Origin of the sequence: Mesorhizobium amorphae (assembly GCF_014843845.1) — a bacterium.
GTDB classification, from domain to species: domain Bacteria; phylum Pseudomonadota; class Alphaproteobacteria; order Rhizobiales; family Rhizobiaceae; genus Mesorhizobium; species Mesorhizobium amorphae_A.
The window spans coordinates 157504-176635 of the sequence record NZ_JHQS01000060.1 but is presented as its reverse complement, the minus strand read 5'-3'; the positions used below and the strand labels follow the sequence as shown (position 1 = coordinate 176635).

The following is a 19132-nucleotide window of genomic DNA, read 5'->3' as shown; positions in this document are numbered from 1 at the left end:
TCGTTCCTACTTCTTCGCCAGCGCCTTGGCCTGCTCGCGCCAGTCCTTGATCTGGTCGGCGCTGAACGGCATGTGCTCGTCGATCTTGGCGACATCCTTGTCGGTCAGCTTGGCGAGCTGCGCAAAGGTGATGATGCCCTGCTCGGCAAGATCCTTGGCCGCGACCGGGCCGATGCCCTTGATCACGGTCAGGTCGTCCGGCTCGCCCTTCGGCGCCTTGAACAGCGGCGCGGCGGCAGCAGTCTCGGCCTTGGCTTCTTCCTTAGGCGCTGCCTCTGCCTTGGCTTCCTTCTTGGCCTTTGCCTCCTTCGGCGCGGCCTCGGCCTTCGCCTCGACGGCAGCCTCTGCCTTGGCTTCCGGCTTCGCCGCGGCCTTCTTCGCCGGCTTGGCTCCGCCCAGCAGGATCTCGGCGATCCGAACGGTGGTCAGAAGCTGACGGTGGCCGATCTTGCGTCGCGAATTCTGCCGGCGCCGCTTCTTGAAAGCGATGACGGTGCGGTTCTTGCCCTGCTCGACGACTTCGGCGGTGACGGTGGCGCCATCGACGAACGGCGCGCCGAAGGTGACGTTCTCGCCCTCGCCATGTGCCAGCACATTGCCGATCTCGACGATGTCGCCGACCTGGGCTTCGAGTTTCTCGATCTTCAGGAGATCGTTGGCGGCAACGCGATACTGCTTGCCGCCCGTTTTGATGACTGCGAACATTTTTTGCCTTTCGCTGTTCGGTCGGCCTTGATGAACCGCTTCAGGCGGTTCGGCCGTCTTTTTGTCAGTCTGCGGGTTCAAAAAACAAGCGGCGCGGAAGACCCCTCCACGCCGATTGCGCGCTGTCCCTAACCGAAGGTTGGGCTGAAGTCAAGGCAAGCGGCTGTATCTCTGACTCGCCCGCCGCGCCATCACCGGCCGCAGCGCCGGTTGCATCCGGCAAGGCGACGAGGACACCCTTGAAACACCCTGCCCGGAAGGGGTCGCGCCATCGCGACAGCGCGGTGGTTCGCGGAAGCCGGAAATCAGGCAGATAGGGCCTTGTAACCTGCCCGCCCAGCCGTTATCTAGTGCGCCGCGCCGGCAACGGCGGACCATGACCGCGGAGAGGTGGCAGAGTGGTCGAATGCACCGCACTCGAAATGCGGCATGCTCGCAAGGGCATCGGGGGTTCGAATCCCTCCCTCTCCGCCATTGATTTTCCCTATCTTTTTGGTTTCATTTCTCTTTTCGACATGGGATTTTGACCGCCTGCACCCTTGGCTGCATCTTTAAGCATTGCTTGGACCGCCAAACAGGCCCAGTTCACCGCATCTGTAGACAAAGCCCTGAGAGCGTCGACCACTCATTTTCATTGTGTCCGGCATGGTGCGCTGGACATACGCCGCCGCCTGCCATTCGCCCTCGGGCTCGCCCTACAACCATCCGAAGTAGCGGGCTCCTTGCTCTGGGTCCTCAAAGCCGACTGAGCGCAGGACCTTTCCGCCTTCGCGATCAACGAGGAGCATTGCATCGCCATTAGTACGTTTGCGCAGTTTAACGATGGCCGTCGAGGGGTCGTCGCGGAAATACCGCTCCGCAAAACCGCCGAGCGTCACCAGCCGCACATCATGGGCGGCAAGAAAGCCAAAATTGGCCGACTGCATTTCCCCTCCAAGGCGTAGCCTTCCCTACACCTTCTCACAAAAGTGTACGGTTTTGTCTAATGCCGACTTCACAAGTGAGATTTGGCTGCCGACGACTTTAGCGACAACCTCCTCCCGGCTTGTCGGCTGTCACCTTGCGCTTTGAGTTGGCTGGCGCTGGATAGAGGCCCCACAAGCCACCCCACCCCCCGGCTGCCGATGAAGCCGGGGGTTGCTCAGTCGACCCAGCGGAGATTAACTCACATCCGGTTGCAATGAGCTATGGAGTGACGAGGACCAGCAGTTGGCTGTGGGATCGTCTGCGCGAGAAGGTCCAGCGTTCGTGGGCGCCATCTAGTGTAAAAGCGTTGCCCTCCGTGCTATAAATGGACTACCGGCGCCGACCGCGACGCCGTCCTAGGCCGACCGCCATTTCAGCATGCCCAAGGACGTATGTGCCGCAACATGGGCTCAAGCCACCCGCCGCACATCCGTTGTGGATTGGCCCGCGAGGAGGGATCAGCATGTCAGAACGTCTCGACATAGGCCCGCTGCAACCTGGCGAAACGGCGCCCAATTTCGTGCTCGACGCGATTACCCGCGAGGGCAAGATCGCCATCGACGATTTCCGAGGCGAGAAACCAGTGCTGGTTGGGCTGTATCGAGGTCTCCATTGTCCGTTTTGCAGGCGTCATATCGCGACGGTTTCGCTGCTCACACCAGCCCTCAACGAGAAGGGCATCGAAAGCCTCACGGTGGTGAACACGCCCATCGAGCGGGCGCGCCTTTATCTGCGGTACCATCCGATGCTCCGCCTGCTCGCGGCATCCGATCCGGAGCGGACTTCACACCGCGCCTTTGGATTGCCGAATATGCAGATCACCGAAGACGAGAGCGCATGGCCGCAAAAGGCTTCGATGAGCGATGTGAAGGCGATGCGGCTCAACGTGCCGGGCGAAATGCCTGAGCCGATGGATCCGTTTGCCACGCTCGAATATCTGAACAAAAAAGACAATTACGATATCACTGAAGCGGACCAGCAAATGATTGCCACCGGCGTGGGCCAGCTCATGGGCCAGTTCCTGCTCGACCGCAACGGCGTCGTTCGCTGGACGTTCTCCGAGGTTTTCGATGGCGGCTTGGGCGCCCACCCGAACTCTGAGGCGATGATGTCGGTCGCGTCGCAAATCGGAAGGTAAGGCGCAGCCTCGGTAGTGGGGCTAGGCGCAGGATTACGCGAAGTTAGCGGCCGTCGCCTGATAGGGGGCCCCACAAACCGCCCCCACCCCCGCCTGCCGGTAAATCCCGGTGGCCCCGGCGGCCGACGATCAGGAGGAGTCCGGCCGGGTCAGTCTGAGACAATTTCGTAGTGAAGAACCTGAGCGTCGCTGAGGGACAACCTCAGTCCAGGCGAGATGACGCCGGAGCCGAAGAGGAGAATATCTTCGCGGCGTACGAATACTTCATGGCCGGGTCCCATCGACACAAATGTGCCCGACGAGCTTCGCTCGACAAGCCGGGCCCTGCCATTCGAAATAGTGAAGGTCGCGTGGTGCCTTGAAACCCAGGGCCGCTCGACGACAATATTGCATTCCGGAGATCGGCCGATCGTCACTAGTTCGCTGTTTCGGCAGGATAGCAATTGATCTCCATAGCGGATGACCAGATTGATCTGCCGCGGCGGGGCGGAGCGCCTGTCGATAGTGGTGCCCCGGCTGGCGATCTGCGTACCGAGGGCCCCATCGTCGCTCCTCAGGGTATAGACATCGAAGAGTTCTTGCTTCCCCTTGAAGGCCATTTTGTCGAGGAGCCGCAAGGCACTGCGGCTGCCCGCGGAAAGGGCTTCGAAGAAGCTCTGGCTGATCAGCACCTCGCCGGGGTTTGCGGTGGTAGACAACCTTGCGGTGACATTGACAACGTCGCCGAATACCGCGCTCCGCGCGCGAATGACCGCCCCGAAATGCAATCCGATCCGGGCGTTCAGCGGCCCGTTCGTCAGTTGGCGGCTGATTTGGCAGACGGCCCTAAGCGCCCCCTCTGGCCTCTCGAACAGGCTGAGCACATCGTCGCCCTTCGAGTGAATGAAATCACCGCCGTGCCGGGCGACGATCTCGCGTATCGCGTCAAGGCAATCCGAGACCTGCTGCAGAGCGGCATCGTCGCCGATGCGCTCATAGAGGGGCGTGCTGCCCACGACATCAGCTAAGAGGACTGCGGCTAGAAGTCTTTCCTGATCCATCGATCTCGTATCCGCACCGAGAACGCAGCGTTTATAACACACCAAAGTTGCCTTTGACTTATCTAATTGCGCGCCTGGGGCCGGGGCGGTGCTGCGGCGTGATCGTCTCGGACGGACAGGCGTCTGCCTTCACTCATCTCGCCAAATCACCCGCTTCTCCCACCTGATTTCCTTCGTGCGCCGCAATCGCGCCCAGAAATATCTCTCCAAACTCCTTCAGCTTCGCCGCCCCGACACCGTTCACTTCGGCGAAGGCGTCGAGGTCGCTTGGGCAGCGCGCGGCCATGTCGATCAGCGTGCGATCGGAGAAGATCACATAGGCCGGCACCTGGCGCTCCTTGGCGAGCCGCAACCGCAATGTCTTGAGCGCCGCCAGCAGCGAGGCATCCAGGCTTTCCGTGTCCATGGCGGCACCCTGGGCGGAACGCATTTTGCCGCGGCGCAGCCGCGTCTCGACGCGATAGAGGAACGGGATCTCGCCGCGGCCAAGCGCATGGCCCTTCTCGGCGATGGCGAGGCCACCATGGCCGCCCGGATCCGGCATCAGAAATCCGCCCGCGACAAGCTGCCGTATCAGCGACAGCCAGAAATCCTTCTTGTGCGCCACGCCGCTGCCGAAGCTGGCGAGCCTGTGATGGCCTCTGGCCAGGATCTTCTCGGTTTCATGGCCGAGCAGGACATCGATGACATGGGCGGCGCCGAAGCGTTCGCCGGTTTCGGCGATCGCCGCCAGGATGATGCGTGCCTGCGTTCCACCCTCCGCGCGCGGCACCTGATCCAGGCAATTGTCGCAATTGCCGCAGGACGAGGCTTCCTCGCCGAAATAACCGAGCAGCACCTGGCGCCGGCACTCGGCCGTCTCGCAATAGCCGATCAAGGTGTCGAGCCGGCCATGCGAGCGCCTCTTGTGCTCCGCCGGCGTTGCCTCGTCCTCGATGAAAAGCCGGCGCATGCGGATATCGCCGAGGCCGAACAGCATGCGAGCCTCGGCCGGCCGCCCATCGCGACCGGCGCGGCCGATCTCCTGGTAGTAGGCCTCCAGGCTGCCCGGAAGATCGGTGTGAAACACATAGGCGACATCAGGCTTGTCGATGCCCATGCCGAAGGCGATGGTCGCCACCATCACCACGCCGGGCGAGGTCATGAAGCTGTTCTGGTTGGCGTCGCGCGCCTCCTTGCTCATGCCGGCATGATAGGCGAGCGCGGAGACGCCGTTCTTCTCAAGGAAAGCCGCCACATCCTCCGTCTTCTTGCGCGACAGGCAGTAGACGATGCCGCTGCGGCCGGCATGACGGCGCACGAAATCCAGCAGCTGGCGCCTGCTGTCCTGCTTGGGCTCAATGCCGAGCTTGATGTTCGGCCGGTCGAAACCCAGCACCAGCGTTTCGACGCGCCCGGCAAACAGCCGCGCCTCGATGTCGGTGCGCGTGGCCTCGTCCGCGGTTGCCGTCAGCGCGATGATCGGCACTTTCGGAAAAATGTCGCGCAGCCGCGACAGCTCCTCATATTCGCGCCGGAACGCCGGCCCCCATTGCGAGATGCAATGCGCCTCGTCGATGGCGATCAGGCTGATGTCCAGCCTGGCAAGCGCGTCGAGCATGCGATCGGTCATCAGCCGTTCCGGCGCGAGATAGAGCAGGCGCGTCTGGCCCGCCGCGACGCGGCGCCATGCCGCGACATTGGCCTCGCGGTCAAAAGAGGAATTGATCGTGTCGGCGGCGACGCCGGCAAGGCGCAGCGCCGCGACCTGGTCCTGCATCAGCGCCACCAGCGGCGAAACGACGATGGTGAGCCCGCCCAGGACCAGCGCCGGCACCTGGTAGCAGAGCGACTTGCCCGCACCCGTCGGCATGACCGCCAGCACGTGACGCCCGGCCAGCAATGCCTCCGTCACGGCTGCCTGGCCGGGACGGAAATCGTCGAAGCCGAACACGTCCTTCAGGACACGCCGCCTGGTATCGTGTCTGTCCGCGGGGACGCTCGCCACCGATATCTGCATCACCGTATCGTCCGCTGTTGAAGTGCATGCGCGGATTTGTGTCCGCCCGCGCGATTCCGCTGGCGCTCGACTCGCCAAAGACCTGCCGTCCTGCTTGGCCGATAAAGCTGGGCAGTTCCAGCCCTGTTAAGTCTATTTTCACCATCATGCGGCAGGCTTGCGGTCCTGCGGCGATGTTTTGAGTACCGCGGCGCCACAAGCGCCCAGGCAACACACCCGCGCCTCTCCGGAGGCGCGGGTTTTCCATTTCTGGAAGGGCCCGAAAACGGTCAGCCGAGGAAGTCGGCGCGGTGCGGCGTGAAACCTGTCGACTAGGCGTCCGGCCTCGAGTGCCTTGACGCCATGCACCAGATTGGACGGGACGATGAAGCTGCTGCCCGCGTCCAGAATTTCGCTCCTGCCGTCGATGGTAACCTCGAAGCGGCCTTCGGCGACATAGCTCGCCTGCACATGCGGATGCGAATGCAGCGCGCCGATGCCGCCCTTGTCGAAGGCGAACTCGACCATCATCAGCTCGTCGGTGTGGAGCAGAACGCGCCTGCGGTTGCCGTCGGGCGTCGGCGTCCATGCGCCCTCGCCGGCATGCCGGAAGAGTTTTGTCTCGGTCATCACGAGTTCCTCATCGCGCCAGCCAGCCGCCATCCACCGGCACCACGGCGCCATGCATATAGTTCGACGCCGGCGCCAGCAGGAAGACGGCCGCATCGCCGATATCCTCCGGTCTGCCCCAGCGTCCCGCTGGAATGCGTGCCAGGATGGCGGCGCTGCGGTCGGGATCGGCGCGCAGCGCCTCTGTGTTGTTGGTCTCGACGTAACCCGGCGCGATGGCATTGACGTTGATGCCTTTTGCTGCCCATTCGCAGGCGAGCAGCCTGGTGATGCCGAGCACGCCATGCTTCGACGCCGTGTAGGACGCGACGCGGATGCCGCCTTGAAAACTCAGCACCGAGGCGATGTTGACGATCTTGCCGCGCTGTCCCGGATCGGCAAGCACGCGCCTAGCAAAGCCCTGGCTGAGCATGAAAACCGTCTTCAGATTGACGTCGATGACGTCGTCCCAGTCGGTCTCTGTCAAATCGACGGCGTCGGCACGCCGAATGATACCGGCATTGTTGACCAGCCCGTCGAGCGGCCCGCTTTCATCCCAGACCTGGTCGAGCATCGCCTGCGCGGCCCTAGGGTCGGCCAGGTCGCAGCGCACCGCCTCGAAACGTCCACCCGCATCTGCGGACTTGTCAGCCGTCTCATCCATCGCCGAGCGGCCGACACCGATCACCCGGCCGCCGGCGCGCGCGATCGAGACGGCGATGCCCTGGCCGATGCCGGTGTTGGCACCGGTGACCAGAATGCTCTTGCCGGAAAGGCTGAAAGCCCTGAGGTCGGTCTTGCTCATTGTATCCAGCGCCTGCCCATCATTGGATGTCTCGTGAACAGCCCGTCAGAGCCGATAGGCTTTCTTGGCAAAGGTGTAGGCCAGTTCCCCGGCCAGCACATGCGCCTCGTCCTCACGCAGCCTGTGCTCGACGACGAGACGCGCCAGATATGCGCAAAAGCGGCTGCTCCAGGGTCGGGTATCGGTATGGTCGGTAACGGATGATGTCAACGTTGCCGACGGCACTCGGGCTGTCCTTGCGGCAGCGGGAAACAGGTGTTAGGCCGCGTGTGACTCACCGCACAGGGACATCGACATGCCGCTCCGTTTGAAGCTTCTTTTGGTGTCATGACCAGCCGCCATCTGTCCGACACGACACTGCGGTCATTGCCGGAGCAGGTCGCAATCCCCTCCTATGATCGCGGCCGCGTCGCGCCGGGCATCGTCCATCTCGGCGTCGGCGCCTTCCACCGCGCCCACCAGGCTGCCTATGTCGACGACTGCCTGGCGGCGGGAGAGACGGATTGGGGCATTGTCGGCGTCTCCTTGCGCAGCGCCGACACACGCGACGCGCTGGCGCCGCAGGACGGGCTCTACTCGCTGGCGGTCAGGGACAGCGGCGGCGAACAACTGCGTGTCGTCGGCTCGATCCTGTCGATGCTGGTGGCGCCGGAGGATCCGGGCGCGGTGCTGGCCGTGCTCACCGATCCGCGCACCCGCATCGTCACGCTGACGATCACCGAGAAAGCCTATCTGCGGGCAGCGGGCGGCGGGCTGGACGCCGCCCATCCTGACATTGTCTATGACCTGGCGAACCCGTATGCGCCGAAGACCGCGCATGGCTTCCTGAGCGAGGCACTGGCGCGCCGCCGCGCCGCCGGCACGCCACCCTTCACCGTGCTTTGCTGCGACAATCTCCCGGCCAACGGCGCCACGCTGCACCGGCTGCTGGTCGAGTTCGCCGCGCTGCATGATGCCGCTTCTGGCGATGCCGACCTCGCCCGCCATATCGCTGACGAGGTCGCTTTCCCGTCGAGCATGGTCGACCGCATCGTGCCGGCGACCACCGACGCCGACCGGGCGAGGATCGCAGGGGAGTTGGGCGTCGAGGACGCGTGGCCGGTGATGACCGAGCCATTCTGCCAATGGGTGATCGAGGACGACTTCCCAGCAGGCCGACCGGCCTGGGAAAAGTTCGGCGCCACCATGGTCGGCGACGTCGGGCCCTTCGAGGACATGAAGCTGAGGTTGCTCAACGGCGCGCATTCGGCGATCGCCTATCTCGGCCTGCTTAGCGGCCACGCGACGGTCGACCGCGCCTTCGCCGATCCGGCGATCCGGCAGTTCGTCGACAGGCTCTGGGCCGAAGCCATTCCGACGCTACCCGAGGATGCCGGGCTCGACACAAGCGCCTATACGACGGAGCTCGCCGAGCGTTTTTCCAACACCGCGCTTGCCCACCGAACGGCGCAGATCGCCAATGACGGCAGCCAGAAATTGCCGCAGCGCATCGTCGCGTCGGCCATCGAGTGCCTGGATGCCGGTGCCTTGCCCGCGCATCTGTCGCTGGTTGTCGCAGCCTGGATCGCGGCATGCGAAGCGCGCGGCAGGTCTTTGCCGGAAGGCCATTTCACGGATCCGCTCGATGCGCCATTGGCAGCGCTCTTTGGCCGGAACCAGTCAACGGAAGCGACGGTGGCGGCGGTGTTCGACGTCGCCGGTTTCGCCAACGACCACGACGAGCGCCGGACGCTGATCGAGTTCGTGGCCACGCATCTCGTCCACCTGCGGCAAGGCGGCCCGATTCTTGCGCTGGCCGCGCTCGGCATACAAAGCGATACGCCATAGGGCGACTTGGCGCCGACTCAAATCGGATTGCGGAGGTCCGGGGATCAGAGCCGTGACGTCAGGGCATAGTCCCCAAACGTGTCCGACGCCGGCGGGACAGCGCCCCCCTCTGTCCTGCCGGACATCTCCCCCACGAGGAGGGAGATCGGCAGCTCTGATGCCTGGCGCTATTTCTGCAACGTTGGAGATTGGCGAAAGCCGCGGTGACGGCCAATCTCCCCACCCGTGGGGGAGATGTCCGGCAGGACAGAGGGGGCGCGAAAGATCGCTACGGAACGCTCGTTCTGCGCCGCCAATGTCGTCATAGCATGGGTGCCAGGGTCTGCGCGTCGCCTGGGACGAGCACCCGCCTCAAGCCGGCAGGATGGCGCCTTCCAGCGTGGTGAGCTGGCTAAGGAACTGCTCGGCCTTGCTGCGGGCCTCGTCGTCCTTGGCGTCGGCGGCGTCTTCCCTGGCTTCCTGGATACGGCGTGCCAGGTCGGTGCGGTCGATGTCGCCGACGGCGACCGCCGATTCGGCGAGCAGCGTGCAGCCGGCCGGAACGATGTCGGCGAAGCCGCCAAACACCACGTAGCGTTCTTCCTTGCCGGCGGCGGTCTTCACCGTGACGACGCCTGGCTTGATCGTGGTCATGACCGGCGCGTGATGCGCCATGACGGTCATCTCACCTTCGGCGCCCGGAATGACGACGGACTCGACCTGCTCGGACACCAGCAGGCGCTCCGGCGAGACCAGTTCGAATTGGAAAGCTTCAGCCATGATCAATTAGCGAATAGGGAATAGTGAGTAGTCAGTAGTGAAAGGGGCATGAACGTCCCCGATCACACACTTGCTATTCCCTACTCACTATCCCCTACTCCCTATTCTCTCGATTACGCCGCTTCAGCTGCCAGGCGCTGTGCCTTCTCGACCGCTTCGTCGATCCCACCGACCATGTAGAAGGCGGCTTCTGGGAGGTGATCGTAGTCGCCGGCGCAGAGGCCCTTGAAGCCCTTGATGGTGTCGGCGAGGTCGACCAGCTTGCCCGGCGAACCCGTGAACACTTCCGCGACGAAGAACGGCTGCGACAGGAAGCGCTCGATCTTGCGGGCGCGGGCAACGGTCTGCTTGTCCTCTTCCGACAGCTCGTCCATGCCCAGGATGGCGATGATGTCCTGCAGCGACTTGTAGCGCTGGAGGATCGACTGCACCAGGCGGGCGACCTGGTAGTGCTCTTCGCCGACGACCATCGGGTCGAGCATGCGCGAGGTCGAGTCAAGCGGATCGACGGCCGGGTAGATGCCCTTTTCCGAGATCGCGCGGTTGAGCACGGTCGTCGCGTCGAGGTGGGCGAACGAGGTCGCCGGCGCCGGGTCGGTCAGATCGTCGGCCGGCACGTAGATCGCCTGCACCGAGGTGATCGAGCCCTTGGTCGTCGTGGTGATGCGCTCCTGCAGCGCGCCCATGTCGGTGGCGAGAGTCGGCTGATAGCCCACGGCCGAAGGAATACGGCCGAGCAGCGCCGACACTTCCGAGCCTGCCTGCGTGAAGCGGAAGATGTTGTCGACGAAGAACAGCACGTCCTGGCCCTGGTCGCGGAAATATTCGGCAACGGTCAGACCGGTCAGGCCGACGCGAGCACGCGCACCCGGCGGCTCGTTCATCTGGCCATAGACGAGGGCCGCCTTGGAACCGGCACCGCCGCCCTTCTTGTTGACACCGGACTCGATGAACTCGTGATAGAGGTCGTTGCCTTCGCGGGTACGCTCGCCAACGCCAGCAAACACCGAGAAGCCGCCATGCGCCTTGGCGACGTTGTTGATCAGTTCCTGGATCAGCACCGTCTTGCCGACGCCAGCGCCGCCGAACAGGCCGATCTTGCCGCCGCGGGCGTAGGGCGCCAAAAGGTCGAGAACCTTGATGCCGGTGACCAGGATCTGCGCTTCCGTCGACTGCTCGACATAGGTCGGAGCCGGCTGGTGGATGGCGCGCATTTCGATGCCATCGACCGGGCCTTCTTCGTCGACCGGCTCGCCGATGACGTTGATGATGCGGCCAAGCATGCCCGGGCCGACCGGCACGGTGATCGGCGCGCCGGTGTCATAGACGTCCTGGCCGCGGACCAGACCTTCGGTCGAGTCCATGGCGATGCAGCGCACGGTGTTCTCGCCGAGATGCTGGGCGACCTCGAGCACGAGGCGGTTGCCGACATTGACCGTCTCCAACGCGTTCAGGATCGCCGGCAGATGCTCGCCGAACTGCACGTCGACGACGGCGCCGATGACCTGGCGAACCTTGCCGACCGCGCCCGTCTTCTTGATGGTTACGGTTGGTGCCTTGGCCGCGGCGGCCTTGGCCGGCGCTGCCGCCTTCTTGGCCGGAGCCGCCTTCGCTGCTGCTGCCGGAGCCTTTGCCGGCGCTGCCGCCTTGGGGGCCGCCGTCTTCGGGGTCGCTGCTTTCGCCATCGTCTTTGCCCTTTTTCGTCTCTTTGTTTTTCGCACGCCGGAAGGTCGATGACCTTCTTGCGAGCGTGCCTAGAGCGCCTCGGCGCCCGAAATGATTTCGATCAATTCCTTGGTGATCTGCGCCTGCCGCTGGCGGTTGTAGGTGATCGACAGTTTGTTGATCATGTCGCCGGCGTTGCGCGTCGCATTGTCCATGGCGCTCATCTTGGCACCCATCTCTCCGGCTGCGTTTTCGAGCAGCGCGCGGAAGACCTGCACCGAGATGTTGCGCGGAATGAGGTCGGAGAGGATCTCGCCCGGCTCCGGCTCATACTCGTAGACGGCATTGCCGCCGTCCGCCGCTGCGGCCGAAGCGGAGGCCACACCGGCCGGAATGATCTGCTGCGCGGTCGGGATCTGGCTGATCACCGACTTGAACTGCGAATAGAACAGCGTGCAGACGTCGAAGCTGCCCTCGTCGAAGAGGTGAATGACCTTGCGGGCAATCGCATCGGCATTGACGAAGCCGAGCGTCTTGACCTCGCGCAGATCGATACGCTCAATGATCATTGACGCATAGTCGCGGCGCAGGATGTCAAAACCCTTCTTTCCGACGCAGATGATCTTGACCTGCTTGCCGTCCGCCAGAAGCCGGCGGATGTGATCCCGGGCGAAACGCGCGATCTGCGAGTTGAAGCCGCCGCACAGGCCACGCTCGGCAGTGCAGACGACGAGCAGATGCACGTCGTCCTTGCCGGTGCCGGTCATCAGCGCTGGGGCATCGCCACCGCCGCCGACCGCCTGGGTGATGTTGGCCAGAACCGCGCCCATCCGCTCGGAATAGGGACGCGCCGCTTCCGCAGCCTCCTGCGCGCGGCGCAGCTTCGCCGCGGCGACCATCTGCATCGCCTTGGTGATCTTCTGCGTCGCCTTGACCGAGGCGATACGGTTACGAAGGTCTTTTAATGAAGGCATGCTTCAAACCTGATCCAGTGCGTCCGGCTTCGTTCAAGCAAAGGTCTTGGCGAAGGCGTCGATTTCCGCCTTCAGCTTGGCGCGCAGATCATCCGACAGCGCCTTCTCCTTGCGGATGCCATCGAGCACGTCCTTGCCGGCCGAGCGCATGTGGCTGAGCAGCCCATGTTCGAACTTGCCGACCTGGTTGATCGCCAGCTTGTCGAGGTAACCGTTGACGCCGGCGAAAATCACCGCGACCTGCTCCTCGACCTTGAGCGGCGAGAACTGCGGCTGCTTCAGGAGTTCGGTCAGGCGCGAGCCGCGGTTGAGCAGGCGCTGCGTGGCGGCGTCGAGATCGGAGCCGAACTGCGCGAAGGCCGCCATTTCGCGGTACTGCGCGAGCTCGCCCTTGATCGATCCGGCGACCTGCTTCATCGCCTTGATCTGGGCCGACGAACCGACGCGCGACACCGACAGGCCGACATTGACCGCCGGACGGATGCCCTGGAAGAACAAATTGGTTTCCAGGAAGATCTGGCCGTCGGTGATCGAGATGACGTTGGTCGGGATGTAGGCCGACACGTCGTTGGCCTGCGTCTCGATGATCGGCAGCGCGGTCAGCGACCCGTTGCCATTGTCGTCATTGAGCTTGGCGGCGCGCTCGAGCAGGCGCGAGTGCAGGTAGAACACGTCGCCCGGATAGGCTTCGCGGCCCGGCGGGCGGCGCAGCAAGAGCGACATCTGGCGATAGGCAACGGCCTGCTTCGACAGATCGTCATAGCTGATCAGCGCGTGCATGCCGTTGTCGCGGAAATATTCGCCCATGGTGCAGCCGGCGAACGGCGCCAGGAACTGCATCGGCGCCGGGTCGGACGCGGTAGCGGCGATGATGATCGAGTAGTCGAGCGCGCCGCGCTCTTCCAGCACCTTGACGAACTGCGCGACGGTCGAGCGCTTCTGGCCGACGGCGACGTACACGCAGTAGAGCTTCTCTTTCTCGGGACCGTTGTCGTGCACCGACTTCTGGTTCAGCATCGTGTCGAGGATGATGGCGGTCTTGCCGGTCTGGCGGTCGCCGATGACCAGCTCGCGCTGGCCGCGGCCGACCGGGATCAGCGCGTCGATGGCCTTGAGGCCGGTCGACATCGGCTCATGCACCGACTTGCGCGGGATGATGCCGGGCGCCTTGACGTCGACGCGCTTGCGCTCGACCGCCTTGATCGGACCCTTGCCGTCGATCGGATTGCCGAGCGCGTCGACGACGCGGCCGAGCAGGCCCGGACCGACCGGAACGTCGACGATGGCGCCGGTGCGCTTGACGGTGTCGCCTTCCTTGATGTCGCGGTCGGCGCCGAAGATGACGACGCCGACATTGTCGGCTTCGAGGTTGAGCGCCATGCCGCGGATGCCCCCGGGGAACTCGACCATTTCGCCGGCCTGGACATTGTCGAGGCCGTAGACGCGGGCGATACCGTCACCGACGGACAGCACCTGGCCGACTTCGGAGACCTCGGCCTCCTTGCCGAAATTCTTGATCTGGTCTTTCAGAATTGCGGAAATTTCCGCGGCGCGGATGTCCATCAGCCGACCTCTTTCAGTGCAAGCTTGAGCGAATTGAGTTTGGTTTTTAATGACGTATCGATCTGGCGCGAGCCCATCTTGACCACCAGCCCGCCGAGCAGCGACGGATCGACGGTGACGGTGATGGCCACATCCTTGCCGGCAACGCTTTTCAGCGCCGCCTTCAGTTCGGTCTGCTGGGCCGCGGTCAGCTCATGCGCGGACGTCACCTCGGCAGCGGCCTCGCCACGATGCTCGGCGGCGATCTGGCGGAACGCCTTGATCATGCCCGGCACGGCGAACAGCCGGCGGTTCTTGGCGACGACGCGCAGGAAATTGCCGGTCAACCCGGTGATCCCAGCCTTGTCGGCGATCGCCGCGATCGCCTTGGCCTGGTCCTCGCTGGAGAACACCGGGCTCTTGATCAGGCGCATCAGGTCGTCGCTGCCATTCAGCATCGCCTCGAAACTGTTGAGGTCGGCTTCGACCTTGGCGACGGAATTTGCCTGCTGGGCGAGTTCGAACAGCGAACCCGCGTAGCGTTCTGCGACACCTGAGATTGGCGATGACGATTGGGCCACGGACCGTCTTTTCTCTTGTCTGACAGGCCGCAGATTGTTGGCGCGAGTGAGAACTCTGGCTAAATCTTTGACCTTACTGCATTTTTCCAAGCACGGAGGCGCGGCTTCCGCTATCCCCGGCCGAAAGTCGATTGCCGTCTAGCACAGGCCTTTTAAGACCGCAATGCGTCGTTCCGCATGGTTTTCAGGCACTTTTGTCGCATCCGGCGAAAGAGTTCGAGCGAAGCCGTTGGATTCAGGGCAAAAAGCCGAAGACAAAGGCAAGCGGCAGCGCCGCCAGCACCAGTTCCACAACGATCGACGCCCAGTTGAAAGGCGTGTTGGCGCCGTCCGACATCATCGACAGCAAGCGGCCGAAGGCAGTGAACAGCCAGGAGAAGCCGAGCGCCATGTAGAGCCATGGCTGCGCCAGCAAAATGCAGCACAGGCTGACGCCGAGATAGAAGCCCGACATGCGGCCGCGCCCTTCGGCAATCGCCGCCGCTTTCTCGGGCTTGACCTGCAGCCTGAGTATCCGGAAGGCGAGGTTCGGCGCCAGGAACAGCACAAGCCCGAGAGCCAAGGTCACGACGGCGCTCGACCAAGCCAGCCACTCGCCCTGGCTCGTCGGCCATGGAAACACAAAGTCCATCTTGTCCCCTCGTAAATGCCTGTTTGAAATTGCGGGTATTCTAGCGAACGAGAACCCATGCGCCAGATGGCGGCCGGCAATTTAGGAAGCTCGCATCAGGAGAGCGCGAATTTGATCGCCGCCTCGGCGTGCAGGCGGGTGGTGTCGAACACCGGAATGTCGAAATCACCCTGGCCGATCAGCATGGTGATCTCGGTGCAGCCCATGATGACGCCGTCGATCTTTTCATCGCGGCGCAAGCGGGCGACCTCGTCGATATAGGCCGCCTTCGATGGCCCGCTGACGACGCCCTGGCAGAGTTCGTCATAGATCACGCGATGCACCATGTCGCGCCCAGCCTGGTCCGGCACCACCGGCTGCAGGCCGTATTTGTCGGCAAGCCGGCCCTTGTAGAAATCCTGCTCCATGGTGAACCGCGTCGCCAGCAGCGCCGGACGCCTGACGCCGGCATCCTTGACCGCGACCGCCGTGGCATCGGCGATGTGGATCAGCGGGATGGACACCGCCGCCTGCACCTCATCCGCCAGCTTGTGCATGGTGTTGGTGCAGACCAGCAGCCCCTGCGCACCGCCGGCTTCGAGCTTGCGCGCGGCTTCGACGAGAAGCACGCCGGCGCCGTCCCAATCGCCGTGATGCTGTCGCTCGGCGATCTCGGCGAAGTCGAACGACCAGAGCAGCAGCTTCGCCGAATGCAGCCCGCCCAGCCGCTCGCGCACGATCTCGTTCAGCAGGCGATAATAGATCGCGGTCGATTCCCAGCTCATGCCGCCGAGCAGGCCCAGGGTTTTCATCTGATCCGCCCTCCGATTTGCATGATCAATCTCACAAAAAGCTCTGCGGATCGATATCGACCTGCACCCGAACCGAGCCGCGCAGCTTCGGCCCTTCGGCCAGCATGGCGCGGATGAAACCTTGCATGTCGGCGCGCCGCTCGCCCTGGATCAGCAGGCGGAAGCGATGGCGGCCGCCGAGCAATGACAGCGGCGCCTCAGCCGGGCCGAGCACGAACAGGTCGCTGGCCTGAGGTGCTGCGCGGCGCAGGCCCCGCGCATGGCCCTCCGCTTCCGCCCGCGTCACGGCGCTGACGATGACGCCGGCGAGCCGGCCGAAGGGTGGCAGGGCCGCCCGCTCGCGCTCGGCGATCTCGCGCTCGTAAAACGCCTCGGCATCGCCCGAGACGATCGCCCGCATGACCGGATGCTCGGGCTGGAAGGTTTGCAGCAGGCCAAGGCTCTTCTTGCCGGTACGGCCGGCGCGCCCCGTCACCTGGCTGAGCAGTTGGAAGGTGCGCTCGGCGGCGCGCGGATCGCCATTGGCAAGGCCGAGATCGGCGTCAACGACGCCGACCAGTGTCATGTTGGGGAAGTTGTGGCCCTTGGCGACCAGCTGCGTGCCGATGACGATGTCGGCCTCGCCATTGGCGATGGCCTCGAGTTCGAGCCGCAGCCGCCGCACCCCGCCCATCAGGTCGGACGACAGCACGATGGTACGGGCGTCGGGGAAATGCGCGACCACCTCTTCGGCGATGCGCTCGACGCCCGGTCCGCAGGCGACCAGATGGTCGAGCGTGCCGCATTCCGGGCAAGCTTCCGGCCGCTTCTCATTGTGCCCGCAATGGTGGCAGACAAGCTGGCCACGAAAGCGGTGCTCGACCAGCCAGGCCGAACAGACCGGGCAGCCGAAGCGATGGCCGCAGACCCGACACAGCGTCAGCGGCGCGTAGCCGCGCCGGTTGAGGAACAACAGCGACTGTTCCTGCCGCTCCAGTGTCCGCTTCATATGGTCGAGCATCAGCGGTGATAGGAAGCCGCCACGTGCCGGCGGCGCGCGGCGCATGTCGATGGTCTTCAGGTCGGGAAGCGCGGCTTCAGCAAAGCGCCCCGAAAGCACCGCCCTGTTGTAGCGGCCCTGGCTTGCATTGACCCGGCTCTCGACCGACGGCGTCGCCGAGGCGAGCACCACCGGAAAGCCGCCAATATGGCCGCGCACCACGGCCATGTCGCGCGCATTGTAGAAGACGCGATCCTCCTGCTTGTAGGCGGGGTCGTGCTCCTCGTCGACGACGATCAGCCCGAGGTCGCGGAACGGCAGGAACAGCGCCGAGCGCGCGCCGGCGACGACACGCACGCCGCCTTCAGCCACTTGCCGCCAGACCCGTTCGCGCATCCTGGGCGTCAGGTCGGAATGCCACTCCGCCGGCTTGGCGCCGAAACGATCCTGGAAGCGTTCGAGGAAGGCATGCGTCAGCGCGATTTCCGGCAGCAGGATCAGCACCTGCCTGCCCTTGTCGAGTGCCGTCGCCACCGCCTCGAAATAGACTTCCGTCTTGCCGGAGCCGGTGACGCCGTCGATCAAGGTGACGCCGAACGCGTCGGCTGCGACGCCTGCGCGCAGCATCACGGCCGCATCCTCCTGGTCCGGCATCAGCGCTGGCTGGGCATAGGCGGGATCGGGCGCTGCGACCACCGGTCGCGGCGGGATCATCACGGTCTCAAAAACGCCTTGCGCTCGCAACCCGTCGATGACGGTCGAGGATACGCCGGCGGCATGCGCCAGCCCCGAGCGTGTCCAGGCAAGCCCGCCTTCGGCCGTCTCCAGCACGCGCGTCCTCGCCTCCGTCATCCGGTCGGGCCGGAGCATGGTGCGCTGCAGCCCTTCGATCCACGGTTCCGGGTCAAAGGCCTCCGGCGCCCGCAGCAGCATGCGCGCCACCATGCCGGGCGGCGACAGCGTGTATTGCGCGATCCAGTCGACGAAGCGGCGCATCGCGCGGTCGATCGGCGGGCAGTCGAAGACCTGTTCGATCGGGCGCAATTTCTTCGCGTCGACCTTTTCGACGACGCCGTCCCAGACGATGCCGGCAACCTGGCGCGGCCCCAGCGGCACGCGCACGATCGAGCCCGGCACCACGCGCATGCCCATCGGCACCGCATAGGTGTAGGGCCGCTCGGCGGGCATCGGCACCAACACGGGCGCGGCTGCGACAAAGGGCGAATCTTCTTCCATGAGGCGTGACCTTGCCCCGACTTTGGTCTAGAGCAAAGACCGACCCCGAATGTGCATGGCATGCACATGAAAATCTTCAGGAGACCCCATCATGAAATTTTTTGTCGACACCGCCGATGTCAAGGAAATCCGTGAGCTGAACGATCTTGGCCTGCTCGACGGGGTCACCACCAATCCCTCGCTGATCCTGAAGTCCGGCGGCAAGATCGCCGATGTCACCAAGCAGATCTGCGACATCGTCGACGGTCCGGTCTCGGCCGAAGTGGTGGCCACCGAATTCAAGGACATGATGGCGGAGGCCGAGGTGCTGGCCAAGATCGCGCCCAATGTCTGCATCAAGGTGCCGCTGACGCTGGACGGGCTGAAGGCCTGCAAGACGATCCGCACGCAGATGAACCGGATGGTCAACGTGACGCTGTGCTTCTCCGCCAACCAGGCGCTGCTGGCCGCCAAGGCCGGCGCCTCCTTCATCTCGCCTTTCGTCGGCCGCATCGACGACACCGGCTCGGACGGCATGGAATTGATCGCCGAGATCAAGCAGATCTACGACAATTACGATTTCCCGACCGAGATCCTGACGGCTTCGGTGCGCACCGTGAACCACGTCAAGCAGGCCGCACTGATCGGCGCGCATGTCATCACAGCGCCGCCGGCGACGCTGAAGGCGCTGGTCAAGCACCCGCTGACCGACAAGGGCCTCGAAGCCTTCCTCGCCGACTGGGCCAAGACCGGCCAGAAGATCGGCTGATACCGAGCCACCGGAATTTGTGAAAAAAGGCCGAGCAATCGGCCTTTTTCTTGCGAACAGCCAAGTAGGAAACGCTCAGAGACCGTTTCGAAATTCGCTCTGGCGAGTCATATGGTGGTGGTTTCGAGAACCGGAGCACAGCGGACTTTTGGGTCCGT

At 64.1% G+C, this 19132-nt stretch carries 17 protein-coding genes, 1 tRNA gene and 1 pseudogene; 4 read left to right on the top strand and 15 right to left on the bottom strand.

Going from position 1 to position 19132, the window contains the following annotated elements:
* Positions 1–6: 6 nt before the first annotated feature.
* Positions 7–705: a 50S ribosomal protein L21 gene (locus DH08_RS25920; protein WP_192181986.1), complete on the bottom strand. Its 699-nt coding sequence runs from the start codon at positions 703–705 to the stop codon at positions 7–9.
* Positions 706–1089: 384 nt separating this feature from the next.
* On the opposite strand from DH08_RS25920, the gene DH08_RS25915 reads away from it, so the two are divergent.
* Positions 1090–1179 (top strand) — tRNA-Ser (locus DH08_RS25915).
* Positions 1180–1400: 221 nt separating this feature from the next.
* Here the strand turns inward: DH08_RS25915 and DH08_RS25910 are convergent.
* Positions 1401–1631, bottom strand: coding sequence for a hypothetical protein (locus DH08_RS25910; RefSeq protein ID WP_192181985.1), 231 nt, complete (start codon positions 1629–1631; stop codon positions 1401–1403).
* Between the two features lie 503 nt (positions 1632–2134).
* Here DH08_RS25910 and DH08_RS25905 point away from each other — a divergent pair.
* On the top strand, positions 2135–2809 hold the full coding sequence (locus DH08_RS25905) for a peroxiredoxin-like family protein (protein ID WP_192181984.1): 675 nt from the start codon (positions 2135–2137) through the stop codon (positions 2807–2809).
* Positions 2810–2958: 149 nt separating this feature from the next.
* Here the strand turns inward: DH08_RS25905 and DH08_RS25900 are convergent, their stop codons facing one another.
* The 5 genes and pseudogenes from DH08_RS25900 to DH08_RS25880 all read right to left on the bottom strand — a co-directional run bounded on the left by DH08_RS25900 (position 2959) and on the right by DH08_RS25880 (position 7466).
* Positions 2959–3849: an FHA domain-containing protein gene (locus DH08_RS25900; RefSeq protein WP_192181983.1), complete on the bottom strand. Its 891-nt coding sequence runs from the start codon at positions 3847–3849 to the stop codon at positions 2959–2961.
* Between the two features lie 133 nt (positions 3850–3982).
* Positions 3983–5848 carry a DNA helicase RecQ gene (gene recQ, locus DH08_RS25895; protein WP_192181982.1) on the bottom strand — a complete coding sequence of 622 codons (1866 nt, stop codon included), beginning with the start codon at positions 5846–5848 and terminating at the stop codon, positions 3983–3985.
* A 269-nt stretch (positions 5849–6117) separates the two neighbouring features.
* Positions 6118–6457, bottom strand: a pseudogene (locus DH08_RS25890) (cupin domain-containing protein).
* A 10-nt stretch (positions 6458–6467) separates the two neighbouring features.
* On the bottom strand, positions 6468–7241 hold the full coding sequence (gene kduD / locus DH08_RS25885) for a 2-dehydro-3-deoxy-D-gluconate 5-dehydrogenase KduD (RefSeq protein ID WP_192181981.1): 774 nt from the start codon (positions 7239–7241) through the stop codon (positions 6468–6470).
* A gap of 45 nt (positions 7242–7286) precedes the next feature.
* A complete protein-coding gene (locus DH08_RS25880) occupies positions 7287–7466 on the bottom strand; it encodes a hypothetical protein (RefSeq protein ID WP_192182087.1) in 180 nt (59 codons plus the stop codon).
* Positions 7467–7568: 102 nt separating this feature from the next.
* On the opposite strand from DH08_RS25880, the gene DH08_RS25875 reads away from it, so the two are divergent.
* Positions 7569–9068 (top strand): mannitol dehydrogenase family protein, encoded by a 1500-nt coding sequence (locus DH08_RS25875; RefSeq protein ID WP_192181980.1) that lies wholly within the window; start codon positions 7569–7571, stop codon positions 9066–9068.
* A gap of 351 nt (positions 9069–9419) precedes the next feature.
* On the opposite strand, the gene DH08_RS25870 is transcribed toward DH08_RS25875, so the two are convergent.
* The 8 genes from DH08_RS25870 to DH08_RS25835 all read right to left on the bottom strand — a co-directional run bounded on the left by DH08_RS25870 (position 9420) and on the right by DH08_RS25835 (position 18226).
* Positions 9420–9827: a F0F1 ATP synthase subunit epsilon gene (locus tag DH08_RS25870; protein WP_006206555.1), complete on the bottom strand. Its 408-nt coding sequence runs from the start codon at positions 9825–9827 to the stop codon at positions 9420–9422.
* Positions 9828–9940: 113 nt separating this feature from the next.
* Positions 9941–11512: a F0F1 ATP synthase subunit beta gene (atpD, locus tag DH08_RS25865; RefSeq protein ID WP_192181979.1), complete on the bottom strand. Its 1572-nt coding sequence runs from the start codon at positions 11510–11512 to the stop codon at positions 9941–9943.
* A gap of 69 nt (positions 11513–11581) precedes the next feature.
* Positions 11582–12466 (bottom strand): F0F1 ATP synthase subunit gamma, encoded by an 885-nt coding sequence (locus tag DH08_RS25860; protein ID WP_192181978.1) that lies wholly within the window; start codon positions 12464–12466, stop codon positions 11582–11584.
* Positions 12467–12499: 33 nt separating this feature from the next.
* Positions 12500–14029, bottom strand: coding sequence for a F0F1 ATP synthase subunit alpha (gene atpA / locus DH08_RS25855; RefSeq protein ID WP_006206552.1), 1530 nt, complete (start codon positions 14027–14029; stop codon positions 12500–12502).
* The gene (locus DH08_RS25850; protein ID WP_192181977.1) at positions 14029–14589 is read right to left on the bottom strand and encodes a F0F1 ATP synthase subunit delta; all 561 of its coding nucleotides are present in this window, start codon (positions 14587–14589) and stop codon (positions 14029–14031) included. Before DH08_RS25850 ends, atpA begins: the two co-directional genes overlap by 1 nt.
* A gap of 235 nt (positions 14590–14824) precedes the next feature.
* Complete coding sequence (locus DH08_RS25845; RefSeq protein ID WP_192181976.1) at positions 14825–15220, bottom strand: AGROH133_08824 family phage infection protein; 396 nt, start codon at positions 15218–15220, stop codon at positions 14825–14827.
* Between the two features lie 95 nt (positions 15221–15315).
* The gene (locus DH08_RS25840) at positions 15316–16011 is read right to left on the bottom strand and encodes an aspartate/glutamate racemase family protein (RefSeq protein WP_192181975.1); all 696 of its coding nucleotides are present in this window, start codon (positions 16009–16011) and stop codon (positions 15316–15318) included.
* Between the two features lie 31 nt (positions 16012–16042).
* On the bottom strand, positions 16043–18226 hold the full coding sequence (locus DH08_RS25835; RefSeq protein WP_192181974.1) for a primosomal protein N': 2184 nt from the start codon (positions 18224–18226) through the stop codon (positions 16043–16045).
* 91 nt (positions 18227–18317) lie between these two features.
* Between DH08_RS25835 and fsa the strand changes: the two genes are divergently transcribed.
* Complete coding sequence (fsa, locus tag DH08_RS25830; RefSeq protein ID WP_192181973.1) at positions 18318–18974, top strand: fructose-6-phosphate aldolase; 657 nt, start codon at positions 18318–18320, stop codon at positions 18972–18974.
* Positions 18975–19132 lie beyond the last annotated feature (158 nt).